This window comes from Pseudomonas sp. PA-1-6B (genome assembly GCF_021609545.1).
Taxonomy (GTDB): Bacteria; Pseudomonadota; Gammaproteobacteria; order Pseudomonadales; family Pseudomonadaceae; genus Aquipseudomonas; species Aquipseudomonas fluorescens_BV.
In genome coordinates, this window is record NZ_WJZM01000029.1 from 44,426 (window position 1) to 67,964 (window position 23,539).

Here is a 23,539-nt window from a genome sequence, read left to right on the forward strand (position 1 = left end):
CTCAGAGCTGGTCGCGAGCAATCCCGCTACGAATCCGTACGATATCGGCCAATACCGCCAACGCAATTTCCGACGGCGTCCTGCTGCCCAGGTTAAGCCCGATAGGCGCGTGTATCCGCGCCAGTTCAGGCTCCCCCAACCCACCGACGCGGCGCAGTCGCTCAAAGCGCTTCTGCGAGGTCTGCAACGACCCCATCACGCCAATGTAGAACGCGTCGGTACGCACCGCTTCCATCATCGCCAGATCGTCGATACGCGGGTCATGCGTCAGCGCAACCACCGCCGTATCACGGTGACAGCCGCCGTCGGCAATAAACACCGACGGCAACTGGCGACGAATCTCCACACCATTGAGCACCACGCCTTCGAGCACTTCATCACGTGGGTCGCAGAGAATCACTTCGAACCCAAGGCCGACCGCAAACTCGGCACACGCCTGCGCCACGCTGGAGTACCCGGCCAGCAATAGACGCTGAGCCGCACCGACGCGGATGTGTACCCGCGCACTGTCACGCTCGATGCGCGCGCCCTGTTCACAATCAGCGACCAGGCTGCGCTCCCCGCTGGCCAGGTCGACCTGGCGAATCAAGCGGCGCTGCCCGAGCAGCGCCGACTCCACTTCACGCAGGTGCGCCTGCACCTCGCAGTCAGGCTCGAACTTCTCAACCAATACATCGAGAATGCCGCCGCAGGGCAGGCTGACCCGCGAGCGCGGATCGCCCCCTGCGCCGTAGCGCACCACGTTGACCGCATCGAAAAACGCACCTTCGGCGACGCGCTCGAGAAAGTCTTCCTCGACGCAACCACCCGACAACGACCCAATCCACTGCCCAGCGGCGTTCACCGCCAACAGCGAACCCGGCGCCCGCGGCGCCGAGCCGTAGGTGGCCAGCACGGTGCACAGCCAAAGGCGCTGCCCCGCCACCGACCACGCCAGCGCCCGTCGCACCACTTGCAGATCCAGATGCTGCATGTCAGTGCGCCTTGTGCTCGATGGACGGCGCCTCAGCCTGCAGCTTCTGCACATCGCTCACCGCCAGCTCCGCCGACTGCCCACCCCAACCTTGGCGCAGGTAATTGATCAGATCGGTGAGTTGTTCCGGGCTGAGTTTTCCCGCGAAGCCCGGCATCGGTTGCATGTGCTCGAACCCGGAGAACTTCTGCTCGCCAATCCCGTCCTCGATCACCCGCACCAGGTTGCGCGGGTCTTCCAGACGCAGCGTGGTGTTGCCGCGCATCGCCACCGCGATGTGCGGCTTGCCTTCACCACCCGCAGCATGGCAACCGGCACAGACGTTCAGGTATTCCTGGCGGCCGCGCTGAGCGCTCGGGCCAAGGTGTTCCACCGGCACTTCGACCAGCGCCTTGGCTGCCGGCGGTTTATCACCGAGCAGGAAGGTCGCCATCGCGGCCAGGTCCGTATCGCCCAGGCCCTGGGTGCTGTTGTGGAACACCGGGAACATCTCGTTGAACATCGTCCCTTGGGCGCTCATGCCGTGCTTGAGGAACGTGGCCAGGTCCTGCTCATTCCAGCCGCGCGCGGCCAGGTCCGTGGCGAGCAGGCTGGGCGCCAGATAGCCGTTGAGGATGCCGCCGGTCAGGCGCTTGTCCAGCTCCATCGCACCGGGCAGGCCACGTGGCGTGTGGCATTCGCCGCAGTGGCCAAGCACTTCGACCATGTACTGGCCGCGCTTCCAGGCTTCGCTCTTGCCTTCGGCCGGTTCCAGTTTCAGCGCTTTGCCGTACAGCACGTTCCAGCCCATCAAGCCCAGGCGCACGTTGAAGGGAAAGCTCAGGCTCGTGACCGGTGCTGCGCGCTCGATCGGCTCGATGGTTTTGACGTACGCATGAATGGCGTCCGAGTCTTCACGCGGCATCAGGTGGTACGAGGTGTAGGGCATCGCCGGGTACAAGTACGCACCGTCGCGACGCCTGCCTTCGGTCAACGCGGCGAAGAACTCGTCATCGCTGTACAAGCCGATGCCGTGTTCTTTGCTTGGTGTGATATTGGTGCCGTAGATGGTGCCGAACGGCGAGACAATCGGCAGGCCGCCGGCAAACGGCGCGCCGCCCGGTGCAGTGTGGCAGGCCATGCAGTCAGCGGCGCGGGCGAGGTATTCGCCGCGCTTGGCTTGATCATCAGCGTGGGCAAACAATACCGGCGCGGCCAGGCCGACCGCCAAGGCCAGGCGGGTCAGAAAAAGCTTCATGCTTAACCCTCCTTGACCAGGCCGAGATCGGTCAGCACGTTGCGGGTGGCGTTGTAATAACGCACGTACCCGGTACAACGGCAGACGTGATGACCGAGGCTGTCCTCGATGATTTGTTCCAGCTTGCTGTACACGGTCGGCTGGCGTTGCAGTTTCTCCACCAACACGGTCGCCGCGTTGACGAAGCCCGGCGCACAATAGCTGCACTGAAAGGCGAACTCATCCACGAAGCGCTGCTGGATCGGGTTGAGCTCAGTGACCTGGCCCGACTCATCGCGCTTGGCGTGGCCTTCGATAGTGCGCACTTGCTTGCCTTCGAAGTAATGCGCGCCAGTGATGCAGGTGCGCACTTCTTCGCTGGTGCCGTCCGGGTTGTCGACGATCACCACACAGGCGTGGCAAATGCCTTGGCCGCAGCCCAACCGCGAGCCGGTGAGGTTTTTGTATTCGTGCAGGTAGTCGATCATCGGCAGGTCATCAGGGATGTCCACCGGGCCGACGGGTTGACCATTGAGGGTCAGTTGAAGCGGACGGTTAGCCATTGAGGGCCTCCTTGATGCGGGCAGCCGTGATTGGCAGGTCGCGAACACGTTTACCGATGGCGTGTGCCACCGCATTACCGATGGCCCCGACAATCGGGATCATCACCACTTCAGCGATACCTTTGGACGGGTCGCTTGGCGACAGCGCCGGCAGAATCTCCGAGGTCTGTTTCCACACGGCAACGTGACGCGCCATCGGCAGACGGTAGCGGTTGAAGTTCCAGTCGCCCTCCCCCGGCCCGCCTTCGTACAACGGCATTTCTTCCATCAAGGCGTGACCGATGCCCATGGCCACACCGCCTTCGAGCTGGCCCTTGACCAACTCCTCAACCAGCACACGCCCGCACTCGACCCACGAATGGTGATTGAGCACTTCGACCTGCGCCGAACCCTTGTTGACCTTCAACTCGACCAACGTGGCGACGGGGCTGTAGTACGTCACCGCAGCGTTATTCAACTGGGTGGCGGGATAGCTGACGTTCTGACGATCGAGCAGGTGGAAACCGGCAGTGCTCATCAGCGCCTGCTTGGCTTTCGGTGCGCCATCGCCGTATTTCACCGCCAGACCGTCGAGCGGCAGGCGCTCGCGCACGCCGTCGATGCTGTACTCAGCCTCGGCCCAGCTCCAGCGGTTGAACCCGTGGACCGTGGCAGCGGTGACCAGGCCGCGCTCATGAGCGCGCTTGGCCAGTTCTTCAAAGCTCAATGGCTGCATGCCGTTGGCGGTGAGCTTGCCGTCCACCCAATGCGCGTCTTCGCGGCGCACCACATAAGGGTTGGCCTGGCCGCCGAACGGGCCCTGGCGCCAGATCTCCAGCGCAGCCGGCCACAAGCCGTGGTTGAACAGAACGCGCGCCGCTTCACGGGTGGCATGGCTGAAGTAGTACGCCGAGTTGGTCGCGGACGACGCCGACGCGAGCTTGCCCACCCAACGCGGGTTGCGCAGCAGGTTGTCCTGCTCGGCCTGGCTCATGGTGTAAGGGTTGCCGCCGGTGACCAGCTGCATTTCCTGCCATTGTGTTTCGCCGGTCTTCACTTCGTGGGCCGGGCTGCCGAGGAAGTCGGCAACCACCAGCGACTGCGAAGTGGACATGCCGGTGCCGATTTCGATTCCGATGTGGCGCAGGCTGATGCGACCGTCAGCGCTGAATTCAACACTGGCCATCGGCGCTTCGGAACCGGTGCCGAAGTCTTTCTGGCAGATGGCAAAACCGACGCCATACCAGTTATCCGGGTCTGCGGCTTCACGCTGTTGCTTGATCGCGTCACGGTTTTTCCACACGTCGTGCGCAGCGGCCTTGTCGAGAATTTCGTGCAGCCGCAACGCACCGGCAGGGATCGCGCCCTGGGTGTTCTTCATGCCCGAACGCAGTGCGTTCTTGCGCCGCAGCTCGATGGCATCTACACCGAGTCGACCGGCGATTTCGTCGACCATCATTTCGGTCGCCGCCATGCTTTGCAGGGTGCCGTAGCCACGCATCGAACCGGCTTCAACGCCACGGGAGTGGTACGCAGTGACCTGCAGGTCGTTCTGCGGCATGTAGTAAATCGACTGCGCCGCCGTGGCGCCGACCGCAGCCACCGATGGGCTGTAGTTGATCCGGCCACCGCCGTCGACGCTCATGTCGGCGAGGAAGATTTTGAAGCTGTGGTCGTTCTTGTCGACCGCCAACTGATAGCGCATATCGAACGGGTGACGCTTGATGCCGCTCTGGAATTGCTCGTAACGGTCGTTGGCCAGGCGCACCGGTACACCGGCGCCATACAACGCAGCGAGGGCGGCGTAGTAGACGAAAATGTTGTGGTCTTTGGAACCGTAACCCACGGTATAACCCGGATGCATGTTCAGGTGGGCCAGGCCGAAGCGCGACGGCGAGATCATCTTGGCGGTCTCGGTCGCCACTTCCAATGGGCACTGGGTGGCCACCACAAAGTGTAGGGTCTTGGTCGCCGGATCGTACCAACCGTTGCCGTTGTCCGGCTCCATGGCGGCCGGTTCGATCGATGGGGTTTTGTAGCGCTCGTCAAACACTAGCCAGTTGTCCGGTGGCGTGTTGATCTGGCTCTTCATGCGCTCGGCGTAGAACAGCCCGCGCTCGGTCAGGTTGCCGTGCAGGTTCGGCTGGGAATTCCACACTGGGCGACGGTTTTTCAGCATCGGGAACAGGATCGAATCCTTGAGGCTGGCGAATTCGTCTTCATCGGCCGAGGTCGGGCCACCCACGCGCACGTAGCGGAAGCTACCGTAGGGGTCACCTTCGTAATACGGCACTTTGGCGCCGTAACGAATCGCCTTGTCATTGAACTTGAGCTTGTTCTTGGCCTGACGGAAACGCTCGAAGTCGTTCCAGATCAGGATCGCCACCGGGTGACCGATGAACATCGGCACTTTGCCCTCGGGCAGCAATGGGTCCGGCGCATGTTCTTCCGGGAAGACGATACCGTCTTTGTCCAGGTCGGCAGCGGTGACAATGCGGTCCGGCTGCAACTCGGCGCCAAGCCACGACAAGTCGTAGCCCGCGTAGATGTGGTCGGCCTTGATGGTTTTGAGCAACATGGCGTGACCTTGCTGCTGGGGCCAGCCAGGCATGTCCTTGGAACGGATGTCGCGGGCAAACACCTTGCTGCCGCAGACTTTCGACAAGGCATCGTTACGCTGGCGCGCCTTGCCGTTATGGCCAAGCCACTTTTCAGACGGCACGGTCACGCTGTTTTCCATCAAGGCAGCCAGCGCCTGGGTGCTGAGCGGCGTGAGCGTGACACTCACACCCGCCACCAGCCCGCCCTGGAGGAACGAGCGCCGGGTTATTTCACGGTTGGACATGGATCATCCTCTGAGCGGTTATAAATCCGCCCTTATGGTTAAGTACACCGAATCTGGAGACTTGCAGAAACCTTTCTCGACGAATCAAAAGGCCATGAAGACAGTGCAAAGTTGACCGAAGGGTTAACTTTAAAGGTTTCTGCGCCTGCGGCAAATAACCACATTGAAATTTTTTGACACAAGAACGCAAAACGGCCGACAGAATCGAAATGATCTGTCGGCCGTTTGCCGATAATGAGCGCTGATGGCAGCGAAGAAGATGGGTTTTTTTCAAACCCCAGACACAAAAAACCCCGGTCTTTCGACCAGGGTCTTTGCTATCGGATCAAGGTGAGCCAGTGGCTTTCCTTGTGCTTCAAGGCGTTCAGTGGGCCTTGATGCAGATATGGCGCAGCGGACGGGACTCGAACCCGCGACCCCCGGCGTGACAGGCCGGTATTCTAACCGACTGAACTACCGCTGCGTATCGCTTGGCTGATTGAGCGTAAACCCTCAACCACCTTTAAACATCTGATCGATCAACCTGGGTTGTTCAATCTCAAGCCCGACAGATCGAACCTGGAAAATATGGCGCAGCGGACGGGACTCGAACCCGCGACCCCCGGCGTGACAGGCCGGTATTCTAACCGACTGAACTACCGCTGCGCGTCGGTGCAACCTTTAACGTTGCGTCTTGCCCTGAGGCAAAACTCTCAAGAAGTGGTGGGTGATGACGGGATCGAACCGCCGACCCTCTGCTTGTAAGGCAGATGCTCTCCCAGCTGAGCTAATCACCCTTTGCTTCGTTGAGGCCGCGAAATTTACGCAGGTAGCGGACCTAAGTCAATAGCCTGCTTGAAGTTTTTCTGAAAAAGACAAAATGACTTCAAGACGGCTACCCGCCCTACTCGCTGTAAATCATCTTCTTGCTCATGCCGCCGTCCACCACGAACTCTTGCCCGGTGACGAACCCGGCCTGACGTGACAGCAACCAGGCCACCATCGCCGCCACGTCCTCCACCGTCCCCACCCTGCCCGCCGGATGCTGGGCATGATCGGCGTCGGTGAGCGGCTCTGCACGCCGCGCAGCCGGGTCACGGGCGTCGATCCAGCCAGGGCTGACTGCATTGACCCGCACTTCCGGCCCCAAGCTCATGGCCAGGGCGTGGGTCAAGGCCAACAGCCCACCTTTGCTGGCCGCATAGGCTTCGGTGTCAGGCTCGGATTGACGCGCCCGGGTCGAGGCCAGGTTGACGATGGCACCGCCATGGGCACGCAGGTAAGGCGCGCAGTGCTTGGCCAGCAGCATCGGCCCACTGAGGTTGACCGCCAGCACGCGATTCCAGTACGCCAGGTCGAGGCTTTCCAGGGTGATATTGCGCGGGTCGGCCACCGCCGCGTTGCACACCAACGCATCCAGGCGCCCGAACTGCCCCAGCACCTCGGCGACACCCTGGGCCACTTGCTTCTCGTCGGCCACGTCCATGGTGATAAACCAGGCATTGTCGCCCAGCACCTTGGACACCTTGGCACCGCGCTCGCGGTCCAGATCGGTCAGCACCACCTGCCAGCCTTCGCTGATCAGCCACGCGGCAATCCCGAGGCCAATGCCCCGCGCCGCGCCCGTCACCAGCGCCACACGCCCGTTACTGGCCGCCGCAGCCTCCATGGACCACTCGATCACAAGGCCGCCAGCCCGCGGGCCAGGTCTGCCTGCAAGTCAGCAACATCTTCCAGGCCCACCGCGATGCGGATCAGGCTGTCCCGGATGCCGGCCGCTTCACGCTCCTGCGGCGCCAGGCGCCCGTGGGAGGTGGTGCTCGGGTGGGTGATGGTGGTCTTGCTGTCACCCAGGTTGGCGGTAATGGAGATCAAGCGCGTCGCGTCGATGAAGCGCCAGGCGCCGTCTTTGCCGCCCTTCACTTCAAAACTCACCACTGCACCGAAACCGCGCTGCTGGCGCTGGGCCAAGGCGTGTTGCGGGTGGCTCTTGAGGCCGGCGTAATGCACCTTCTCGATACCGTCCTGCTGCTCCAGCCACTCGGCCAGAGCCTGGGCGTTGGCGCAATGGGCTTTCATGCGCAGGCTGAGGGTTTCCAGACCCTTGAGGAAGATCCAGGCGTTGAATGGGCTGAGGGTCGGGCCGGCGGTGCGCAGGAAGCCCACCACTTCCTTCATCTGCTCGCTGCGACCGGCCACCACGCCGCCCATGCAACGGCCCTGGCCGTCGATGAACTTGGTTGCCGAGTGCACCACGATGTCCGCACCCAGCTTCAGCGGTTGCTGCAAGGCCGGGGTGCAGAAGCAGTTGTCCACCACCAGCATGGCACCCTTGGCATGCGCGACTTCGGACAGCGCGGCGATGTCCACCAGCTCAGCGAGCGGGTTGGACGGCGATTCGACGAACAACAGCTTGGTATTGGCCTTGATGGCCGCCTCCCAACCGGACAGGTCCGCCAGGGGCACGTAGTCCACTTCAATACCGAAACGCTTGAAGTACTTCTCGAACAGGCTGATGGTCGAGCCGAACACGCTGCGCGATACCAGCACATGGTCGCCGGCGCTGCACAGGCTCATCACCACGGCCAGGATGGCCGCCATGCCGGTGGCAGTCGCCACGGCCTGCTCGGCGCCTTCCAGGGCCGCAATGCGCTCTTCGAACGCACGCACGGTCGGGTTGGTGTAGCGCGAATACACGTTGCCCGGCACTTCGCCAGCAAACCGCGCAGCGGCGTCGGCGGCGGTACGGAACACGTAGCTGGAGGTGAAGAACATCGGGTCGCCGTGCTCACCTTCCGGGGTACGGTGCTGGCCGGCGCGCACAGCCAGGGTATCGAAAGCTACGCCATCGAGGTCGCTGTCCAACCGACCGGCATCCCATTCCTGACTCATGCTGCGACTCCTTACTCAATGCTTTATTTAAGATACAAAACCGGCCCCTCAGGGCCGGTGTTTACTCAGTTGTTATACAGGTCGATGATCGCGCTGACCGCCTGGGTCTTGATCTTCGACGAGTCGTTGCGCGCCTGTTCGATCTTGTTCAGGTAGGCCTCGTCGACATCGCCGGTCACGTACTTGCCGTCGAACACGGCGCAGTCGAACTGCTCGATCTTGATCTTGCCACCGCCAACCGCTTCGATCAGGTCCGGCAGGTCCTGGTAGATCAGCCAGTCGGCGCCGATCAGGTCGGCCACGTCCTGAGTCGAACGGTTATGAGCGATCAGCTCATGGGCGCTCGGCATGTCGATACCGTACACGTTCGGGTAACGCACCGCAGGCGCAGCGGAACAGAAGTACACGTTCTTCGCCCCGGCTTCGCGGGCCATCTGGATGATCTGCTTGCAGGTGGTGCCCCGCACGATGGAGTCATCCACCAGCATCACGTTCTTGCCGCGGAACTCAAGCTCGATGGCGTTGAGCTTCTGGCGTACCGACTTCTTGCGCGCAGCCTGGCCGGGCATGATGAAGGTACGACCGATGTAGCGGTTCTTCACGAAGCCTTCGCGGAACTTGACGCCCAGGTGGTTGGCCAGTTCCAGCGCAGCGGTACGGCTGGTGTCCGGGATCGGGATGACCACATCGATATCGTGCTCGGGACGCTCGCGCAGGATCTTCTCGGCCAGCTTCTCGCCCATGCGCAGGCGCGCCTTGTAGACCGAGACGCCGTCGATGATCGAATCCGGACGCGCCAGGTAGACGTGCTCGAAGATGCACGGGGTGAGTTTCGGTGCTACAGCGCACTGACGGGTGTGCAGCTTGCCGTCTTCAGTGATGTAGACAGCCTCGCCCGGCGCCAGGTCGCGGATCAGGGTGAAGCCCAGCACGTCCAGGGACACGCTTTCGGAAGCGATCATGTACTCGACGCCTTCGTCGGTGTGACGCTGGCCGAACACGATCGGGCGAATGCCGTGGGGGTCGCGGAAACCAACGATGCCGTAACCGGTGATCATCGCCACCACCGCATAACCACCGACGCAACGGTTGTGCACGTCGATCACGGCGGCGAACACGTCTTCTTCGGTCGGCTGCAGCTTGCCACGCTGGGCCAGCTCGTGGGCGAACACGTTGAGCAGCACTTCCGAATCGGAGCTGGTGTTGACGTGGCGCAGGTCAGATTCGTAGATCTCCTTGGCCAGTTGTTCAACGTTGGTCAGGTTACCGTTGTGCGCCAAGGTGATGCCGTAAGGCGAGTTGACGTAGAACGGTTGAGCTTCGGCCGAGGTCGAGCTACCGGCAGTCGGGTAGCGCACATGGCCAATGCCCATGTGCCCGACGAGGCGCTGCATGTGACGCTGATGGAACACGTCACGCACCAGGCCATTGTCCTTGCGCAGGAATAACCGGCCGTCGTGGCTGGTCACAATACCGGCAGCGTCCTGGCCGCGGTGCTGGAGGACGGTTAGCGCGTCATACAGCGCCTGATTGACGTTCGACTTACCGACGATACCGACGATGCCACACATGCGACGCAACCCCTACTTAATGAATCTTGACTGAACACAGCTTACTGAGGCGTTTTGGCCGGTAAGAGGTGCTCCTTGAACGGAAGATCAGCGGGTACGCTGATTCCGCTGGCCAGCCACTGACTGCTCCACCCCAGGATGAGGTTCTTGGACCAGTCTGCAACCAATAGAAATTTTGGCACGAGTACCGACTCCTGCCACCACGAATCCTGCTGTACCGGCCCCAGGCTCAACAGCCCGACCGCCACGACCACCAGCAGCGCGCCACGCGCAGCCCCGAAGGCCATGCCGAGAAATCGATCGGTCCCGGAGAGGCCGGTGACACGTATCAACTCGCCAATAAGATAATTGACCATTGCCCCCACCAACAGCGTGGCGATGAACATGATGGCGCAGCCCGCGATGACGCGAGCCGAAGGTGTCTCTATGTACCCGGCCAGGTAGACCGACAGTGAACCACCGAACATCCAGGCTACGACTCCTGCGATGATCCAGGTCAGCAACGACAGTGCTTCTTTTACAAAGCCGCGGCTCAGACTGATCAAAGCGGAGATGGCGACGATTGCAACGATCGCCCAATCAACCCAGGTAAATGGCACAGTGCAGCCTACGTACGGATAAGGCGGCGCATTTTAGCAGAGCGCCGGGCTATCGGTAAGCGGTGATTGCGGGTGCTTTGCAAATCAATAGATTGTGACGGGCCAATCGCATTTCAACCCCAGCACAAACCAATGTGGGAGCTGGCTTGCCTGCGATGAGGGCGGCACGCTCGACATCGTTGTCGATTGAACCACCGCCATCGCAGGCAAGCCAGCTCCCACATTTAGAGCATATTGCCCGTTCAGCCGCGCTCGGGCTGGAAACGCACCACAAACCCGTTGAGGTTCTGCTGACGACCCAGCAAATCGCGCAGGCGATCTGCCTCGGCACGCTCGATCAGCGGCCCGACAAACACACGGTTCTTGCCGTCAGCGCTGCGGATATAAGCGTTATACCCCTGGGCACGCAGCTTTTTCTGCAAGGCGTCGGCACTTTCGCGATTGGCCAGGCTGGCCAGCTGGATCGACCAACTGATCGGCAGGCCATTAGGGTCGATGCGACTCTGCCCCACATCCGGCTTGCCAGGCGCTGCAGGCTGCGGCGCTACCGGCTTGGGCGCTGGCGCCGGTGCAGCCGGTTTGGCGGCGACAGCCGGGGCTGGCGTTGGCTTGACCACCGGCACACTTGGCTGCACCGGCATCGAAGGGGCCTGTGAAGGCGCCTGCTGCGTGGCGACCTCCTCCTCGACGGGCACAGGCTCTTCCGGCAGCACCTGAGGCTCAGGCACAACTACTGGTTCGACCTGAACCTGCGGCACCACCGGCGCCTGGGGCGCAGCGGGAGCTTCAACCACCACCTGGCGCTGTTCGTCCTGGCGGGAAAACAGCATCGGCAAAAAGATTACCGCCAACGCCACCAGCACCAGGGCCCCGACCATTCGCTGCTTGTATGCGCTATCCAGTAATGCCATGTGCAGCTTCCTCCGTGGAGCGCCGGGCCAGCCATTCAAGCGCCTCGGCAACACAATAAAATGATCCGAACAACAGGATTTCGTCCTCGGCCGTCGCTACCGCACACTGCGCCTCCAGGGCTGCAGTGACGCTTGCATACGACGTCACCGGCGCGCCAAGGTTCTGCAAGGCAGTTTCCAACTCAACCGCAGGACGGCTGCGTGGCGTGTCCAGCGGCGCAACGGCCCAAGACTGGACGCTGCCCAGCAGTGGCGCAACCACGCCGTCCAGGTCCTTGTCGACCAACAACCCGAACACCGCCAGGCGACGCCCCACCGGCGGCGTAAGTGCCAGACGCTGAGCCAGGTACTGCGCAGCATGGGGGTTATGGCCTACATCCAACATCAGGCTCAGGCGCTTGCCTTGCCAGTCGAAGGTTCGGCGATCGAGGCGCCCCACCACTTTCGCTGCCAGCAAGGTCGCGGCGATCTGCGCGGCGTCCCACGGCAGGTCCAGCAGCAAATAGGCTTGCAGCGCGAGCGCGGCGTTTTCCATCGGCAGGTTCAGCAACGGCAAATCAAGCAGCTCTACCCGTTGGCCACGTGCATCCTGCCCACGCCATTGCCAATGGGTGTGGCCGATGTCCAGGGTGAACTCGCGACCCCGCAGGTAGAACGGGCAATCCAGTTCGCGCGCCCTGTCGAGCAAGGGTTGCGGTGGGTCCAGGTCACCACACAGCGCCGGACGGCCCTGACGGAAGATCCCGGCCTTTTCAAAAGACACCGATTCGCGGGTATTGCCCAGGTAATCGGCATGATCGACACCAATGCTGGTCACCAGGGCCAGGTCGGCATCCACCACGTTGACCGTATCCAGACGCCCGCCGAGGCCGACTTCCAGCACGACCACATCCAATTGCGCACGCTCGAACAGCCAGAACGCCGCCAGGGTGCCCATCTCGAAATAGGTCAGGGAAATGTCGCCACGCCCGGCCTCCAGGGCTGCGAAGGCTTCGCACAGCTGGGCATCAGTGGCTTCGACGCCATTGAGCTGCACCCGCTCGTTGTAGCGAAGCAGGTGCGGCGAACTGTACACGCCGACTTTGAGGCCCTGGGCCTGCAACAGCGCGGCGACAAAGGCACAGGTGGAGCCTTTGCCGTTGGTGCCGGTCACCGTGATCACACGCGGTGCCGGCTGGCCCAACCCGAGGCGGGCCGCTACCTGTTGCGAGCGCTCCAGGCCCATGTCGATGGCGGACGGATGCAACTGCTCAAGGTAGGCGAGCCATTCGCCCAGGGTACGTTGGGTCATAGGTTTGCTGGCACCGGCGGCACGACGATCGGCTCGACCTTAGGCGCGATGTACACAGGCGTCGGCAAGCCCATCATTTGCGCGAGCAGGCTGCCCAGGCGCGGGCGCAGTTCGCCACGCGGAATGATCAGGTCGATCGCACCGTGCTCCAGCAGGAACTCGCTGCGCTGGAAGCCTTCCGGCAGTTTTTCCCGCACGGTCTGCTCGATCACGCGTGGGCCGGCAAAACCGATCAGGGCTTTAGGCTCGCCAACGATCACATCGCCCAACATCGCCAGGCTGGCGGAGACGCCGCCGTAGACCGGGTCGGTCAGTACGGAGATGAACGGAATGCCTTCTTCACGCAGACGCGCCAGTACCGCCGAGGTCTTGGCCATTTGCATCAGGGAAATCAGGGCTTCCTGCATACGCGCACCACCGGAGGCGGCGAAGCAGATCATCGGGCAACGGTTTTCCAGGGCATAGTTGGCAGCGCGAACAAAGCGCTCACCGACGATGGCACCCATGGAACCGCCCATGAAGGAGAATTCGAAGGCCGAGACCACTACCGGCATGCCCAGCAGCTTGCCGCTGACCGAAATCAGCGCGTCTTTCTCGCCAGTCTGCTTCTGTGCGCCGACCAGGCGGTCCTTGTACTTCTTGCTGTCGCGGAACTTGAGACGGTCAACCGGCTCCAGGTCGGCACCCAGTTCATTACGGCCATCGGCATCCAGGAAGATGTCGATACGGGCGCGTGCGCCAATACGCATGTGGTGGTTGCACTTGGGGCAAACGTCCAGGGTCTTTTCCAGCTCCGGGCGATACAGCACCGCGTCGCAGGATGGGCATTTGTGCCACAGACCTTCAGGAACCGAGCTTTTCTTCACCTCGGAACGCATGATCGAAGGGATCAGTTTGTCTACTAACCAGTTGCTCATGCTTTCTTTTCTCCAGTACCGGTGGCTCGAACACAGCCCCGCGTATGCCCTTGAGCTAAATTCATATGTGGCGATGACACAGGCGGGACGGGGTCAGACGTTGGACCTGCCATTTCCCGCCCGTATCCTCAGCCTTCCAGACAACCTGCCAGCGCAGGGTTGCCACTTCGTTTCCGGGCCACCCACAGGCGGCGCCGGGCTGTTTTACACAGTGGTAGTTATGGACGGCGGCAGACTGCCAGCCGTCACATCCCACCCCTGCTGTTGCGCACGGCCTGCATGAACGCGCGAATCTTGCTCGGGTCCTTGATCCCCTTGCCCTGCTCCACCCCACCGCTGACGTCCACGGCATACGGCCGGACCTGTTCGATGGCCGCCTGGACATTCGCTGGAGTGAGCCCACCCGCGAGAATGACCGGCTTGCTCAACCCCTCGGGAATCAGCGTCCAGTCGAACGCCTCGCCCGTGCCACCGGGTACGCCTTCGACGTAGGTGTCCAACAGAATCCCGCGAGCGCCGGTATAAGCGGCGCAGGCTGCGGCGATATCGTCCCCGGCCTTGACCCGCAACGCCTTGATGTACGGGCGCTGATAGCTTTCGCATTCCTCTGGCGATTCGTCGCCATGGAACTGCAACATATCCAGCGGCACCGCATCCAGGGTTTCGTTGAGCTCGCAGCGGCTGGCGTTGACGAACAACCCCACGGTGGTCACGAAGGGCGGCAATGCAGCGATGATCGCCCGCGCCTGCAGCACATTCACCGCCCGTGGGCTCTTGGCATAAAACACCAGGCCAATGGCATCCGCCCCCGCTTCGACTGCCGTCAGCGCGTCTTCTATGCGGGTAATCCCGCAAATCTTGCTGCGAACGGCTGACATGTCGTAGGAACCTCAGGGTTGGACCGAGAAAGTCCCGGATGGTAACAAAAGCTTTTCCGGGCGTCAGCCGCCAAGTTCGCTGAAACCGGTGAGGAAGTGCGGCCCGATAAAGCGTTCCGGTAATTCGAACTCGTCGCGGTACTCCACATCCACCAGGTAAAGGCCGAACGGATGCGCCGTGACCCCGCCCGTGCGGCGAATGCGGCTTTCCAGCACTTCCTTGGCCCACTCCACCGGACGCTCACCGGTGCCGATGGTCATCAGCACGCCAGCGATGTTGCGCACCATGTGATGCAGGAAGGCACCTGCACGGATATCCAGCACAATCATCTTGCCGTGGCGCGTCACCCGCAGGTGGTGGACTTCCTTGATCGGCGACTTGGCCTGGCACTGCCCGGCACGGAAGGCGCTGAAGTCATGCACCCCGACCAGATGCTGCGCGGCTTCGGCCATGCGCTCGGCATCCAGCGGGCGGTGGTTCCAGGTGATTTCTTCATTGAGGTGCGCCGGACGGATCTGATCGTTGTAGATCACGTAGCGGTAACGCCGGGCGATGGCCTTGAAACGGGCGTGAAAATGCGCCGGCATGACCTTGGCCCAGCTGACACTGACATCATGGGGCAAATTGATATTAGCCCCCATCACCCACGCCTTCATCGACCGCTCGGCCTGGGTGTCGAAGTGCACCACTTGGCCACACGCGTGTACGCCGGCATCGGTACGCCCGGCACACATCAGCGACACCGGCGAGTTGGCGACTTTGGACAGAGCGTTTTCCAGGGTTTCCTGCACCGTCAGCACCCCGGAGGCCTGACGCTGCCAGCCGCGATAGCGCGAACCTTTGTATTCCACGCCCAGGGCGATGCGGTAAAAGCCTGCGGCCGCCATTTCGGCAGCTGCGTTATCTATATTTGCCAAGAACTGTGAGCCTGATGAGTTGCGCAAAGGCGGGCATTATAGGGCGTCAGGGTGCATGAGAGGGGGCTTTTAATCTGGGGTTTTTGTGGCGAGGGAGCTTGCTCCCGTTCGACAGCGCAGCTGGAGCCGGCTTTTCAGGGGCGCTACGCCCCCCAGCGGGAGCAAGCTCCCTCGCCACAACAAGCCCGCTCCCACATTTTTCTGCCTCGGCCGTTAGATTCGGCCGAGCATTTCCTTGGCTTCGCCACGCTGTCCTTCGTTGCCTTCGGTCAGCACCTCGGACAGGATGTCTCGCGCGCCGTCAGCATCACCCATGTCGATATAGGCCTGGGCCAGGTCGAGCTTGGTAGCCACTTCATCGGTGCCCGAGAGGAAGTCGAAATCCGGCTCATCCTCAGCACCCAGCGCGGCATCTTCAGCCGTGAAGGAAGGCTCGATCGGCGGATGTTCCAGGCTCTGGGACAATCGATCCAGTTCAGCATTGACGTCGTCCAGCTCCGACGCGAAGGCATCGGGCTTGGCCGCAGGGTTGCTCGGCTCGTCCGCCAGCGACAGGTCAAAGTCTTCCGGCAGGTCGAATTCGTCCAGCGCAGCCGGCGTCAGGGTCGGCGGCTCCACCGGCGGTACATCCTTGATCTGCTCTTCAAGGCCCGACAGGAAGTCGTCATCGGTTTGCGACGCGGGCGGGTCCAGCTGCAGGTCCAGGTCAAAGTCCGACAGGTCCTGTGCGTCGGCCTTAGACTCGGTCTGTTGTTTGAGCAGTGTTTCAAAGGTTTGCTGGTCTTGCGCGATCTCGGCCGGCGAGGCGGCTTCCAGGTCATCCAGGCTCAGGTCGAAATCGGTGTCGAAGGTATCTGCCTGCGCAGCCGAGGCCGGCTTGTCATCGAGCAGGTCCTTGACGTATTGCGCATCCAGGGCTGCGGCGGCCACTGCGGCACTGACACCCGCCGCCAACACGGCCATGGCCGGGAAGCGCGCCTTGAGCTGCTCGACCTGGGCATGGTTCTCACCGTTGGCCACCAACTGGCGCTCCTGGGTGACGAACCCGTCCTTGTTGTTCTGCAGGCCATAGACTTCCATCAGCTTCAAACGCAGGTCGCTGCGCTTGGGCTCGTGCTTGATGGCTTGTTCAAGCACATCCGCCGCCTGGTTCAGGTGGCCACGGTCAATATGGGATTGGGCCTGGGCCAGGGCGTCGCTGGAATTTTCCTGAGCCACGGCAACCGCCAACGGCGCCAGCACGGAGGCGACCGTCGGTGCCACAACCGTCTCGACCACCGGGGCTGGTGCGGGTGCGGCTGTTGGCGCCGCTGCGGTGGCGAGCTTGACGCTCGGCGGCGGCACTTCAAGGCCCTCGAAGCTGTCAGGCGGCAGGTCTTGATCGATATTGGAAACGAACTCAGGCTCTTCGGCCAACGCCCGAGCCATGCGCAGATGCTTCTCTTCTTCACGGCGAGCATTGCGATGGCGAGCCCATAGCAACAGAAGCAGCAGCACCACCAGCAGGGCCGCACCGCCAAGGATGCCGAGCACAATCGGGTTGGTCAGCAGATCATTGAACTTGCCTTCGGTACTGGCCGGCGCGGCAGCCGGCTTGACAGGTTCAGGCGCTGGCGCTGCAACAGGGGCCGCAGGCTCGGCTGCAGGCTCACCGGGCAACTGCGCGGGGATCGCGGCTGGCTCACCGGTTTGCGCCTGCAAACGAGCCAATTGGTCATTCTTCAGCTGGATCAGCTTCTGCAGCTTGTCCAACTGGCTTTGCAGGTCGGCGGCACGGCTTTTCAGTTCTTCGTTGTCGCGCCGCGTGGTGTCGAGCTCTTCCTGGGTCATCGCCAGCTTGTCGCTCAGGGCGCGGCTGTCCCCGACTGCGCCCTTGCCACCTTTCTTGGCGGCTTGCGCCGATACCAGGCTCAAATTGTCCTTGGCCTGTGTGCTCGACGGCGCATTGCCGGCCTGGGTGCGCCTGGTTGCATCCAACTGCGGCTTACCAGCCACTTGCCCCTGAGGACTACGACGGCCCTGGCGCCAAGCGGCGTTCTGCGCACTCACTTCGGCAAGCGCTTGCGGCTGGGCCAGGGCTGTACTTTGGGTGATATCCGGCAGGCGCAGCACCTGGCCGGTTTTCAGGCGGTTGATGTTGCCGTCGACAAAGGCATCCGGGTTAAGCGCCTGGATAGCCAGCATCGTTTGCTGGACCGAGGCGCCATGACGGTTCTTCGCGGCAATCTCCCACAAGGTATCGTGGGGCGTGGTGGTGTGCCGGGCAAGCGTGCCAGTGGCAGGCGCAGAGCTGGCCGGCGCGCTGGCAGTCGGTGCCGGCTGGTCAAACTTGGCCGGGTCGAGCAGCACACTGTAGTCACGCATCAAGCGGCCATTGGGCCATTGCACCTGCATCAGGAAACGCACGTAGGAATCGGGCAACGGCTTGCTGGAGGTCACACGTACCACGCTGCGACCTTCGGGGTTGATCACCGGCGTGAACGTCAGGTCATCGAGAAACGCCTGGCGGTCGACACCCGCATCCACGAAGGCCTGGGCCGAAGCCAGGCTGGGGGTGATCTCGGACGCGGTGAGGCCGCCCACATCGCGCAATTCGATTTCCACCGACAGCGGCTGGTTCAACTTCGACTCGAGGGTCATCTCCCCAAGTTGCAGCGCCTGCGCCATACCGGAGGACAGCGCCGAGGCGGCCGCTATTGCTAACACCAGTTTGCGAACTTGAACCATAGCCTCATCCTTTGTTTGAACACTTCCCGCTCTGCGAGAAGGTTGGTAACCGCTGCCATAAGGCATGGCGAGCCGATAGGTCACCGACGCGCTTGTGTTTCACTTGGGACCAAGCATAGCGCCTGGCTAGAATCAATCTACAAATTGCCGCCAAGTATCTTTTACACAAGGTCTTTTATCAACAACTGCGCCAGTTCCACGGCGTTCAGGGCCGAGCCTTTGCGTACGTTATCTGACGTCAGCCACAGATTTAGTTCCGCCGGGTCGTCGATACCTGCGCGAACTCGCCCGACGTACACCACGTCCTGGCCGACGGCATCGCCTACGGCCGTGGGGTAATCGCCCTCCTCGACCAGCTCGATCCCCGGCGCAACGTCGAGGGCGCGGTTCACCGCGGCCAGGTCGACCGGCGCGGCCAGTTGCAGCGACACAGTCAGGCTATCGCCGAAAAACACCGGGGCTTGAACGCAGGTGGCGGAAATCTTTAGTAAAGGGGTTTCCAGCACCGCACGCAGTTCGTGTACGAGGCGCTTCTCCAGGGCGGTATGACCTTGGACGTCTGGCGTGCCGACTTGCGCCAGTAGGTTGAACGCCACTTGCCGATCGAAGAACGCTGGCTCCAAGGGACGCACGTTCAGCAGTTCGGCAGTCTGGCGCGCCAACTCGCTGACGGCCTCGCGACCCTGGGCAGAGATGGCCAGGTTGGCGGTGACGCTCACGCGCTGGATGTCCACTACATTGCGCAACGGTGCCAGCACCACCGCGAGGTAGGTGGCACAAGGGCTCGGGCTGCCGAGCTGGAAAGGCTTTTTCAACGCGCCCAGCACATGGGCGTTGGCCTGCGGCACCACTTGCGGCGCCTGCTCGGCGGGCAATGCGCCAGACAAGTCGATCACCGCGCAGCCAGCGGCGGTGGCACGCGGGGCGAAGCTCAGGGTCACCGCGGGGCCTGCAGCGAAGAACGCCAACTGCACCTTGCTGAAATCAAACGTGTCGACCTCTTTGACCCGCACGTTCTTGCCCCGAAACGGCACCGAAGCCCCCGCCGAGTTGCTACCCGCCAGCAGGTACAAGGTGCCCACCGGGAACTCCAGCTCTTCGAGAATCTGCACCAGGGTTTCGCCAACGGTACCGGTAGCGCCGATCACGGCGATTTCAAAGGTCTGGGTCATGGGATTGCCTCGGGCATTACGGGGGAGCGGCACTTTACCGGGTGGTGGCAGACGAGGCAATTAGCCTGCTTTTTGCGGTGTTGTTGATGGCCTCATCGCAGGCAAGCCAGCTCCCACATTTTGACCTGTGAATACATTCAAGTGTGGGAGCTGGCTTGCCTGCGATAAGGGCTTCAAGGGCAACAAAAAACCCGCGCCTGTCACCAGAACGCGGGTTTCTGTTATTGCCTCAAGCGATCAACGCTCCAGCAAAATCCGCAACATGCGACGCAACGGCTCAGCCGCGCCCCACAGCAGTTGGTCGCCAACGGTGAACGCGCCGAGGAACTGGCTGCCCATGTTCAGCTTGCGCAGACGGCCCACCGGCACATTCAGGGTGCCGGTGACCTTGGTCGGGCTCAGCTCCTGCATGCTGATATCGCGGTTGTTCGGCACCAGCTTGACCCACGGGTTGTGCTGGCTGATCAGCCCTTCGATATCGGCGATCGGCACATCTTTGTTCAGCTTGATGGTCAGCGCCTGGCTGTGGCAACGCATGGCGCCAATGCGCACGCAGATGCCATCCACCGGGATCGGGTTCTTGAAACGCCCCAGGATCTTGTTGGTTTCGGCCTGGGCCTTCCACTCTTCGCGACTCTGACCGTTAGGCAGTTCCTTGTCGATCCACGGGATCAGGCTACCGGCCAATGGCACGCCGAAGTTCTCGGTCGGGTAAGCATCGCTGCGCATGGCCTCGGCCACACGGCGGTCGATATCGAGGATGGCGCTGGCCGGGTCAGCCAGTTGATCGGCGACAGCGGCGTGGGTCGCGCCCATCTGCTTGATCAGTTCACGCATGTTCTGCGCGCCGGCACCGGAGGCCGCCTGATAGGTCATCGCGCTCATCCACTCCACCAGGCCCGCTTCGAACAGGCCGCCCAGGCCCATCAGCATCAGGCTGACGGTGCAGTTGCCGCCCACGTAGTTCTTGGTGCCGGCGTCCAGTTGCTGGTCGATGACCTTGCGGTTGACCGGGTCGAGGATGATCACCGCGTCGTCCTGCATGCGCAGGCTCGAAGCGGCGTCGATCCAGTAACCCTGCCAGCCGGCTTCGCGCAGCTTGGGGAAGACTTCGCTGGTGTAGTCGCCACCCTGGCAGGTCAGGATCACGTCGAGGCTCTTCAACTCTTCAATGCTGTAGGCGTCCTTGAGCGGGGCAATATCCTTGCCCACGGACGGCCCTTGGCCACCTACGTTCGAAGTGGTGAAAAACACCGGCTCAATAAGATCGAAATCCTGCTCTTCCAGCATCCGCTGCATGAGCACGGAACCGACCATACCGCGCCAACCGATCAGACCTACACGTTTCATCGCAACTACACCTTGTTAAAAAGTGGGCCGCCTTGCAGCAACAACTGCAAGCGGGCCCGAGAGATTACAGATTCCGCAGCGCGGCGACTACTGCGTCGCCCATTTCTTGCGTCCCGACCTTGGTGCAACCCTGGGACCAGATATCGCCGGTGCGCAAGCCCTGATCCAGCACCAGGCTGACGGCCTTCTCGATTGCGTCCGCCGCATCGCCCAGGTTGAAGCTGTAGCGCAGCATCATCGACACCGACAAAATCGTCGCCAGCGGGTTGGCAATGCCCTGCCCCGCAATGTCTGGCGCCGAACCGTGGCACGGCTCGTACATACCTTTGTTGTTGGTGTCCAGGGACGCCGACGGCAGCATGCCGATGGAACCGGTGAGCATCGACGCCTGGTCGGACAGGATGTCGCCGAACAGGTTGTCGGTGACAATCACGTCGAACTGCTTGGGTGCGCGCACCAGTTGCATGGCGGCGTTGTCGACGTACATGTGGCTCAGTTCGACGTCCGGATAATCCTTGGCGACTTCTTCGACGATTTCACGCCACAGTTGGCTGGAAGCCAGCACATTGGCCTTGTCCACCGAGCAGACTTTTTTGCCGCGCACGCGCGCCATGTCGAAACCGACACGGGCGATACGGCGGATTTCGCTCTCGCTGTATGGCAGCGTGTCATAGGCCTGACGCTCACCATTTTCCAACTCGCGCACGCCCCGTGGCGAGCCGAAGTAGATACCGCCGGTCAGCTCACGCACGATGAGGATATCCAGGCCCGCCACCACTTCCGGCTTGAGGCTCGACGCGTCAGCCAGTTGCGGGTAGAGGATGGCCGGGCGCAAGTTACCGAACAGGCCCAGTTGCGCACGAATTTTCAGCAAGCCGCGCTCAGGGCGGATGTCACGCTCGATCTTGTCCCATTTCGGCCCACCCACGGCGCCGAGCAGTACCGCATCGGCAGCCCGGGCGCGGTCGAGGGTCTCGTCGGCCAGGGGCACGCCGTGCTTGTCGATGGCAGCGCCGCCGATCACGTCGTGGCTCAGCTCGAAGCCCAGGCTGTACTTGCTGTTGGCAAGCTCAAGGACCTTGACCGCTTCGGCCATGATTTCCGGCCCAATACCGTCGCCAGGGAGAATCAGAATCTGCTTGCTCATGCGTTCCTCATTTCATCAAGCGACCCGCCCGTGGGCAGGTCGGGAAAAATCAATCAGCGTTCGGCGAAGACCACCAGCACATCGGTGCTGAAGGTGCCGTCGGCTTGAACTTCGTAATAATCGCGCACTTCCTGGCCCATCGCCTGTTGCAGCGCAAGGATTGCTGCCCGCAGTACCTCTGGCGTGCGCATGCGTTCAACCCACGAGGTGTATTCCAGGCACAAGCGCTGGCGACTGCTGTTGCGCACGTGCAGGCCGGCCTCACTCAACTGGCGCATCCACTCGGCGCTGGAATAGTCACGTACATGGCTGGTGTCGCGCAGCACTTCGACGGTTTGCAGGTAAGTGTCCAACAGCGGGCTGCCCGGTGACAAGACATCCACAAATGCCGCCACGCCACCCGGCTTGAGCACCCGGCGCACTTCACGCAGGGCCAGGCCGAGGTCGCTCCAGTGATGGGCCGAATAACGGCTGAACACGAAGTCGAATTCGCCATCGGCGAACGGCAGGCGCTCGGCGGCGCCGTGCACGGTGCGGATGTTGGCCAGGTTGCGGTCTTTGGCGGCGGCGGCCACCACGTCGAGCATAGGCTGGGACAAGTCGTAGGCCACCACTTCTTTGACCAGAGGCGCTACATGGAAGCTGACATGACCGGCACCGCAGCCCAGGTCCAGCAGGCGTGCAGCGCCCTGCCCGGACAGTTCGGCCTGTAGCAGTGCGAATTCGGTGCCCTGGGCGTGTACGGCGCTGCTCAGGTAGGCCGAGGCTTGCTCGCCGAATTGTTTTTGCACGACTTGGGTGTGGGCGGTGGTGGTCATGGTGGCTTTCCTTGGGGTTTGTGGTGGTTGCACTGGCGCTATCGCAGGCAAGCCAGCTCCCACCGTTGACCGAGGTGCTCAGGCGAACCTCGATCCCTGTGGGAGCGGGCTTGCCCGCGATGGGGCCCGCACGGTTACCGCAAATCAGGCATCGCGAAACAGCCAGGGCTGGCTCGCCCGGTGCCTGGTTTCAAACGCAGCAATCGCATCGCCGTCCTGCAAGGTCAGGCCGATGTCGTCCAGGCCGTTGATCAGGCAGTGCTTACGGAAGGCATCCACTTCAAAGTGGTACACCTTGCCATCCGGGCGGGTCACGGTTTGCGCGGCCAGGTCCACCGTCAGCTGGTAGCCGACATTGGCCTCCACTTGCTGGAACAACTCGTCCACTTCAGCATCGCTCAAGATGATCGGCAACAGGCCGTTCTTGAAGCTGTTGTTGAAGAAGATATCGGCATAGCTCGGCGCAATGATGCTGCGAAAGCCGTACTCTTCCAGGGCCCACGGAGCGTGCTCGCGGCTGGAGCCGCAGCCGAAGTTTTCCCGGGCCAGCAACACGCTGGCGCCTTGGTAACGCTCGGCGTTGAGCACAAAGTCCTTGTTCAGTGGGCGCTTGGAGTTGTCCTGATAGGCGTAGCCCACGTCCAGGTAGCGCCACTCATCGAACAGGTTGGGGCCGAAACCGGTGCGCTTGATCGACTTCAAGAATTGCTTTGGGATGATCTGGTCGGTGTCCACATTGGCACGGTCCAACGGCGCTACAAGGCCTGTGTGTTGGGTAAAAGCTCTCATCGGT

General features: G+C 62.1%; 19 protein-coding genes and 3 tRNA genes. All 22 read right to left on the reverse strand.

The window, feature by feature from the left end:
- Window position 1: 1 nt before the first annotated feature.
- The 22 genes from GIV35_RS15425 to leuD all read right to left on the reverse strand — a co-directional run bounded on the left by GIV35_RS15425 (window position 2) and on the right by leuD (window position 23,535).
- Window positions 2–973 carry an XdhC family protein gene (locus GIV35_RS15425; protein WP_213154037.1) on the reverse strand — a complete coding sequence of 324 codons (972 nt, stop codon included), beginning with the start codon at window positions 971–973 and terminating at the stop codon, window positions 2–4.
- A 1-nt stretch (window position 974) separates the two neighbouring features.
- On the reverse strand, window positions 975–2,210 hold the full coding sequence (locus GIV35_RS15430; protein WP_236265137.1) for a c-type cytochrome: 1,236 nt from the start codon (window positions 2,208–2,210) through the stop codon (window positions 975–977).
- Between the two features lie 2 nt (window positions 2,211–2,212).
- Window positions 2,213–2,752 (reverse strand): (2Fe-2S)-binding protein, encoded by a 540-nt coding sequence (locus GIV35_RS15435; RefSeq protein ID WP_014719147.1) that lies wholly within the window; start codon window positions 2,750–2,752, stop codon window positions 2,213–2,215.
- Entirely contained in the window at window positions 2,745–5,576 is a 2,832-nt protein-coding gene (locus GIV35_RS15440; RefSeq protein WP_166406047.1) for a xanthine dehydrogenase family protein molybdopterin-binding subunit, read from the reverse strand. The genes GIV35_RS15435 and GIV35_RS15440 overlap by 8 nt, the downstream gene beginning before the upstream one ends.
- A gap of 386 nt (window positions 5,577–5,962) precedes the next feature.
- A tRNA-Asp gene (locus GIV35_RS15445) sits at window positions 5,963–6,039 on the reverse strand.
- A gap of 105 nt (window positions 6,040–6,144) precedes the next feature.
- Window positions 6,145–6,221: transfer RNA gene (locus GIV35_RS15450), tRNA-Asp, on the reverse strand.
- Between the two features lie 55 nt (window positions 6,222–6,276).
- Window positions 6,277–6,352, reverse strand: a tRNA-Val gene (locus GIV35_RS15455).
- Window positions 6,353–6,459: 107 nt separating this feature from the next.
- Window positions 6,460–7,224, reverse strand: coding sequence for an SDR family oxidoreductase (locus GIV35_RS15460; RefSeq protein WP_003192533.1), 765 nt, complete (start codon window positions 7,222–7,224; stop codon window positions 6,460–6,462).
- 11 nt (window positions 7,225–7,235) lie between these two features.
- Window positions 7,236–8,447: an O-succinylhomoserine sulfhydrylase gene (locus tag GIV35_RS15465; RefSeq protein ID WP_014719150.1), complete on the reverse strand. Its 1,212-nt coding sequence runs from the start codon at window positions 8,445–8,447 to the stop codon at window positions 7,236–7,238.
- A 65-nt stretch (window positions 8,448–8,512) separates the two neighbouring features.
- A complete protein-coding gene (gene purF / locus GIV35_RS15470) occupies window positions 8,513–10,018 on the reverse strand; it encodes an amidophosphoribosyltransferase (protein ID WP_003192537.1) in 1,506 nt (501 codons plus the stop codon).
- A gap of 41 nt (window positions 10,019–10,059) precedes the next feature.
- Window positions 10,060–10,617 (reverse strand): CvpA family protein, encoded by a 558-nt coding sequence (locus tag GIV35_RS15475; RefSeq protein WP_003192538.1) that lies wholly within the window; start codon window positions 10,615–10,617, stop codon window positions 10,060–10,062.
- 242 nt (window positions 10,618–10,859) lie between these two features.
- Window positions 10,860–11,528, reverse strand: coding sequence for an SPOR domain-containing protein (locus tag GIV35_RS15480; RefSeq protein ID WP_105227361.1), 669 nt, complete (start codon window positions 11,526–11,528; stop codon window positions 10,860–10,862).
- Entirely contained in the window at window positions 11,512–12,819 is a 1,308-nt protein-coding gene (gene folC, locus GIV35_RS15485; protein ID WP_236265136.1) for a bifunctional tetrahydrofolate synthase/dihydrofolate synthase, read from the reverse strand. Before folC ends, GIV35_RS15480 begins: the two co-directional genes overlap by 17 nt.
- Window positions 12,816–13,736 (reverse strand): acetyl-CoA carboxylase, carboxyltransferase subunit beta, encoded by a 921-nt coding sequence (accD, locus tag GIV35_RS15490; RefSeq protein ID WP_003192545.1) that lies wholly within the window; start codon window positions 13,734–13,736, stop codon window positions 12,816–12,818. The genes folC and accD overlap by 4 nt, the downstream gene beginning before the upstream one ends.
- Before the next feature lie 245 nt (window positions 13,737–13,981).
- Complete coding sequence (locus GIV35_RS15495) at window positions 13,982–14,614, reverse strand: phosphoribosylanthranilate isomerase (protein ID WP_096144800.1); 633 nt, start codon at window positions 14,612–14,614, stop codon at window positions 13,982–13,984.
- A gap of 63 nt (window positions 14,615–14,677) precedes the next feature.
- Window positions 14,678–15,502 (reverse strand): tRNA pseudouridine(38-40) synthase TruA, encoded by an 825-nt coding sequence (gene truA, locus GIV35_RS15500; protein WP_003192549.1) that lies wholly within the window; start codon window positions 15,500–15,502, stop codon window positions 14,678–14,680.
- A 243-nt stretch (window positions 15,503–15,745) separates the two neighbouring features.
- A complete protein-coding gene (locus GIV35_RS15505) occupies window positions 15,746–18,259 on the reverse strand; it encodes a FimV/HubP family polar landmark protein (RefSeq protein ID WP_236265789.1) in 2,514 nt (837 codons plus the stop codon).
- Between the two features lie 161 nt (window positions 18,260–18,420).
- Window positions 18,421–19,431, reverse strand: coding sequence for an aspartate-semialdehyde dehydrogenase (locus tag GIV35_RS15510; RefSeq protein ID WP_223024603.1), 1,011 nt, complete (start codon window positions 19,429–19,431; stop codon window positions 18,421–18,423).
- A gap of 237 nt (window positions 19,432–19,668) precedes the next feature.
- Window positions 19,669–20,781 (reverse strand): aspartate-semialdehyde dehydrogenase, encoded by a 1,113-nt coding sequence (asd, locus tag GIV35_RS15515; protein WP_003192554.1) that lies wholly within the window; start codon window positions 20,779–20,781, stop codon window positions 19,669–19,671.
- 64 nt (window positions 20,782–20,845) lie between these two features.
- Complete coding sequence (gene leuB / locus GIV35_RS15520) at window positions 20,846–21,928, reverse strand: 3-isopropylmalate dehydrogenase (RefSeq protein ID WP_003192555.1); 1,083 nt, start codon at window positions 21,926–21,928, stop codon at window positions 20,846–20,848.
- A 53-nt stretch (window positions 21,929–21,981) separates the two neighbouring features.
- The gene (locus GIV35_RS15525) at window positions 21,982–22,746 is read right to left on the reverse strand and encodes a class I SAM-dependent methyltransferase (protein WP_213152688.1); all 765 of its coding nucleotides are present in this window, start codon (window positions 22,744–22,746) and stop codon (window positions 21,982–21,984) included.
- 144 nt (window positions 22,747–22,890) lie between these two features.
- Window positions 22,891–23,535 (reverse strand): 3-isopropylmalate dehydratase small subunit, encoded by a 645-nt coding sequence (leuD, locus tag GIV35_RS15530; protein ID WP_014719160.1) that lies wholly within the window; start codon window positions 23,533–23,535, stop codon window positions 22,891–22,893.
- Between the last annotated feature and the right edge of the window lie 4 nt (window positions 23,536–23,539).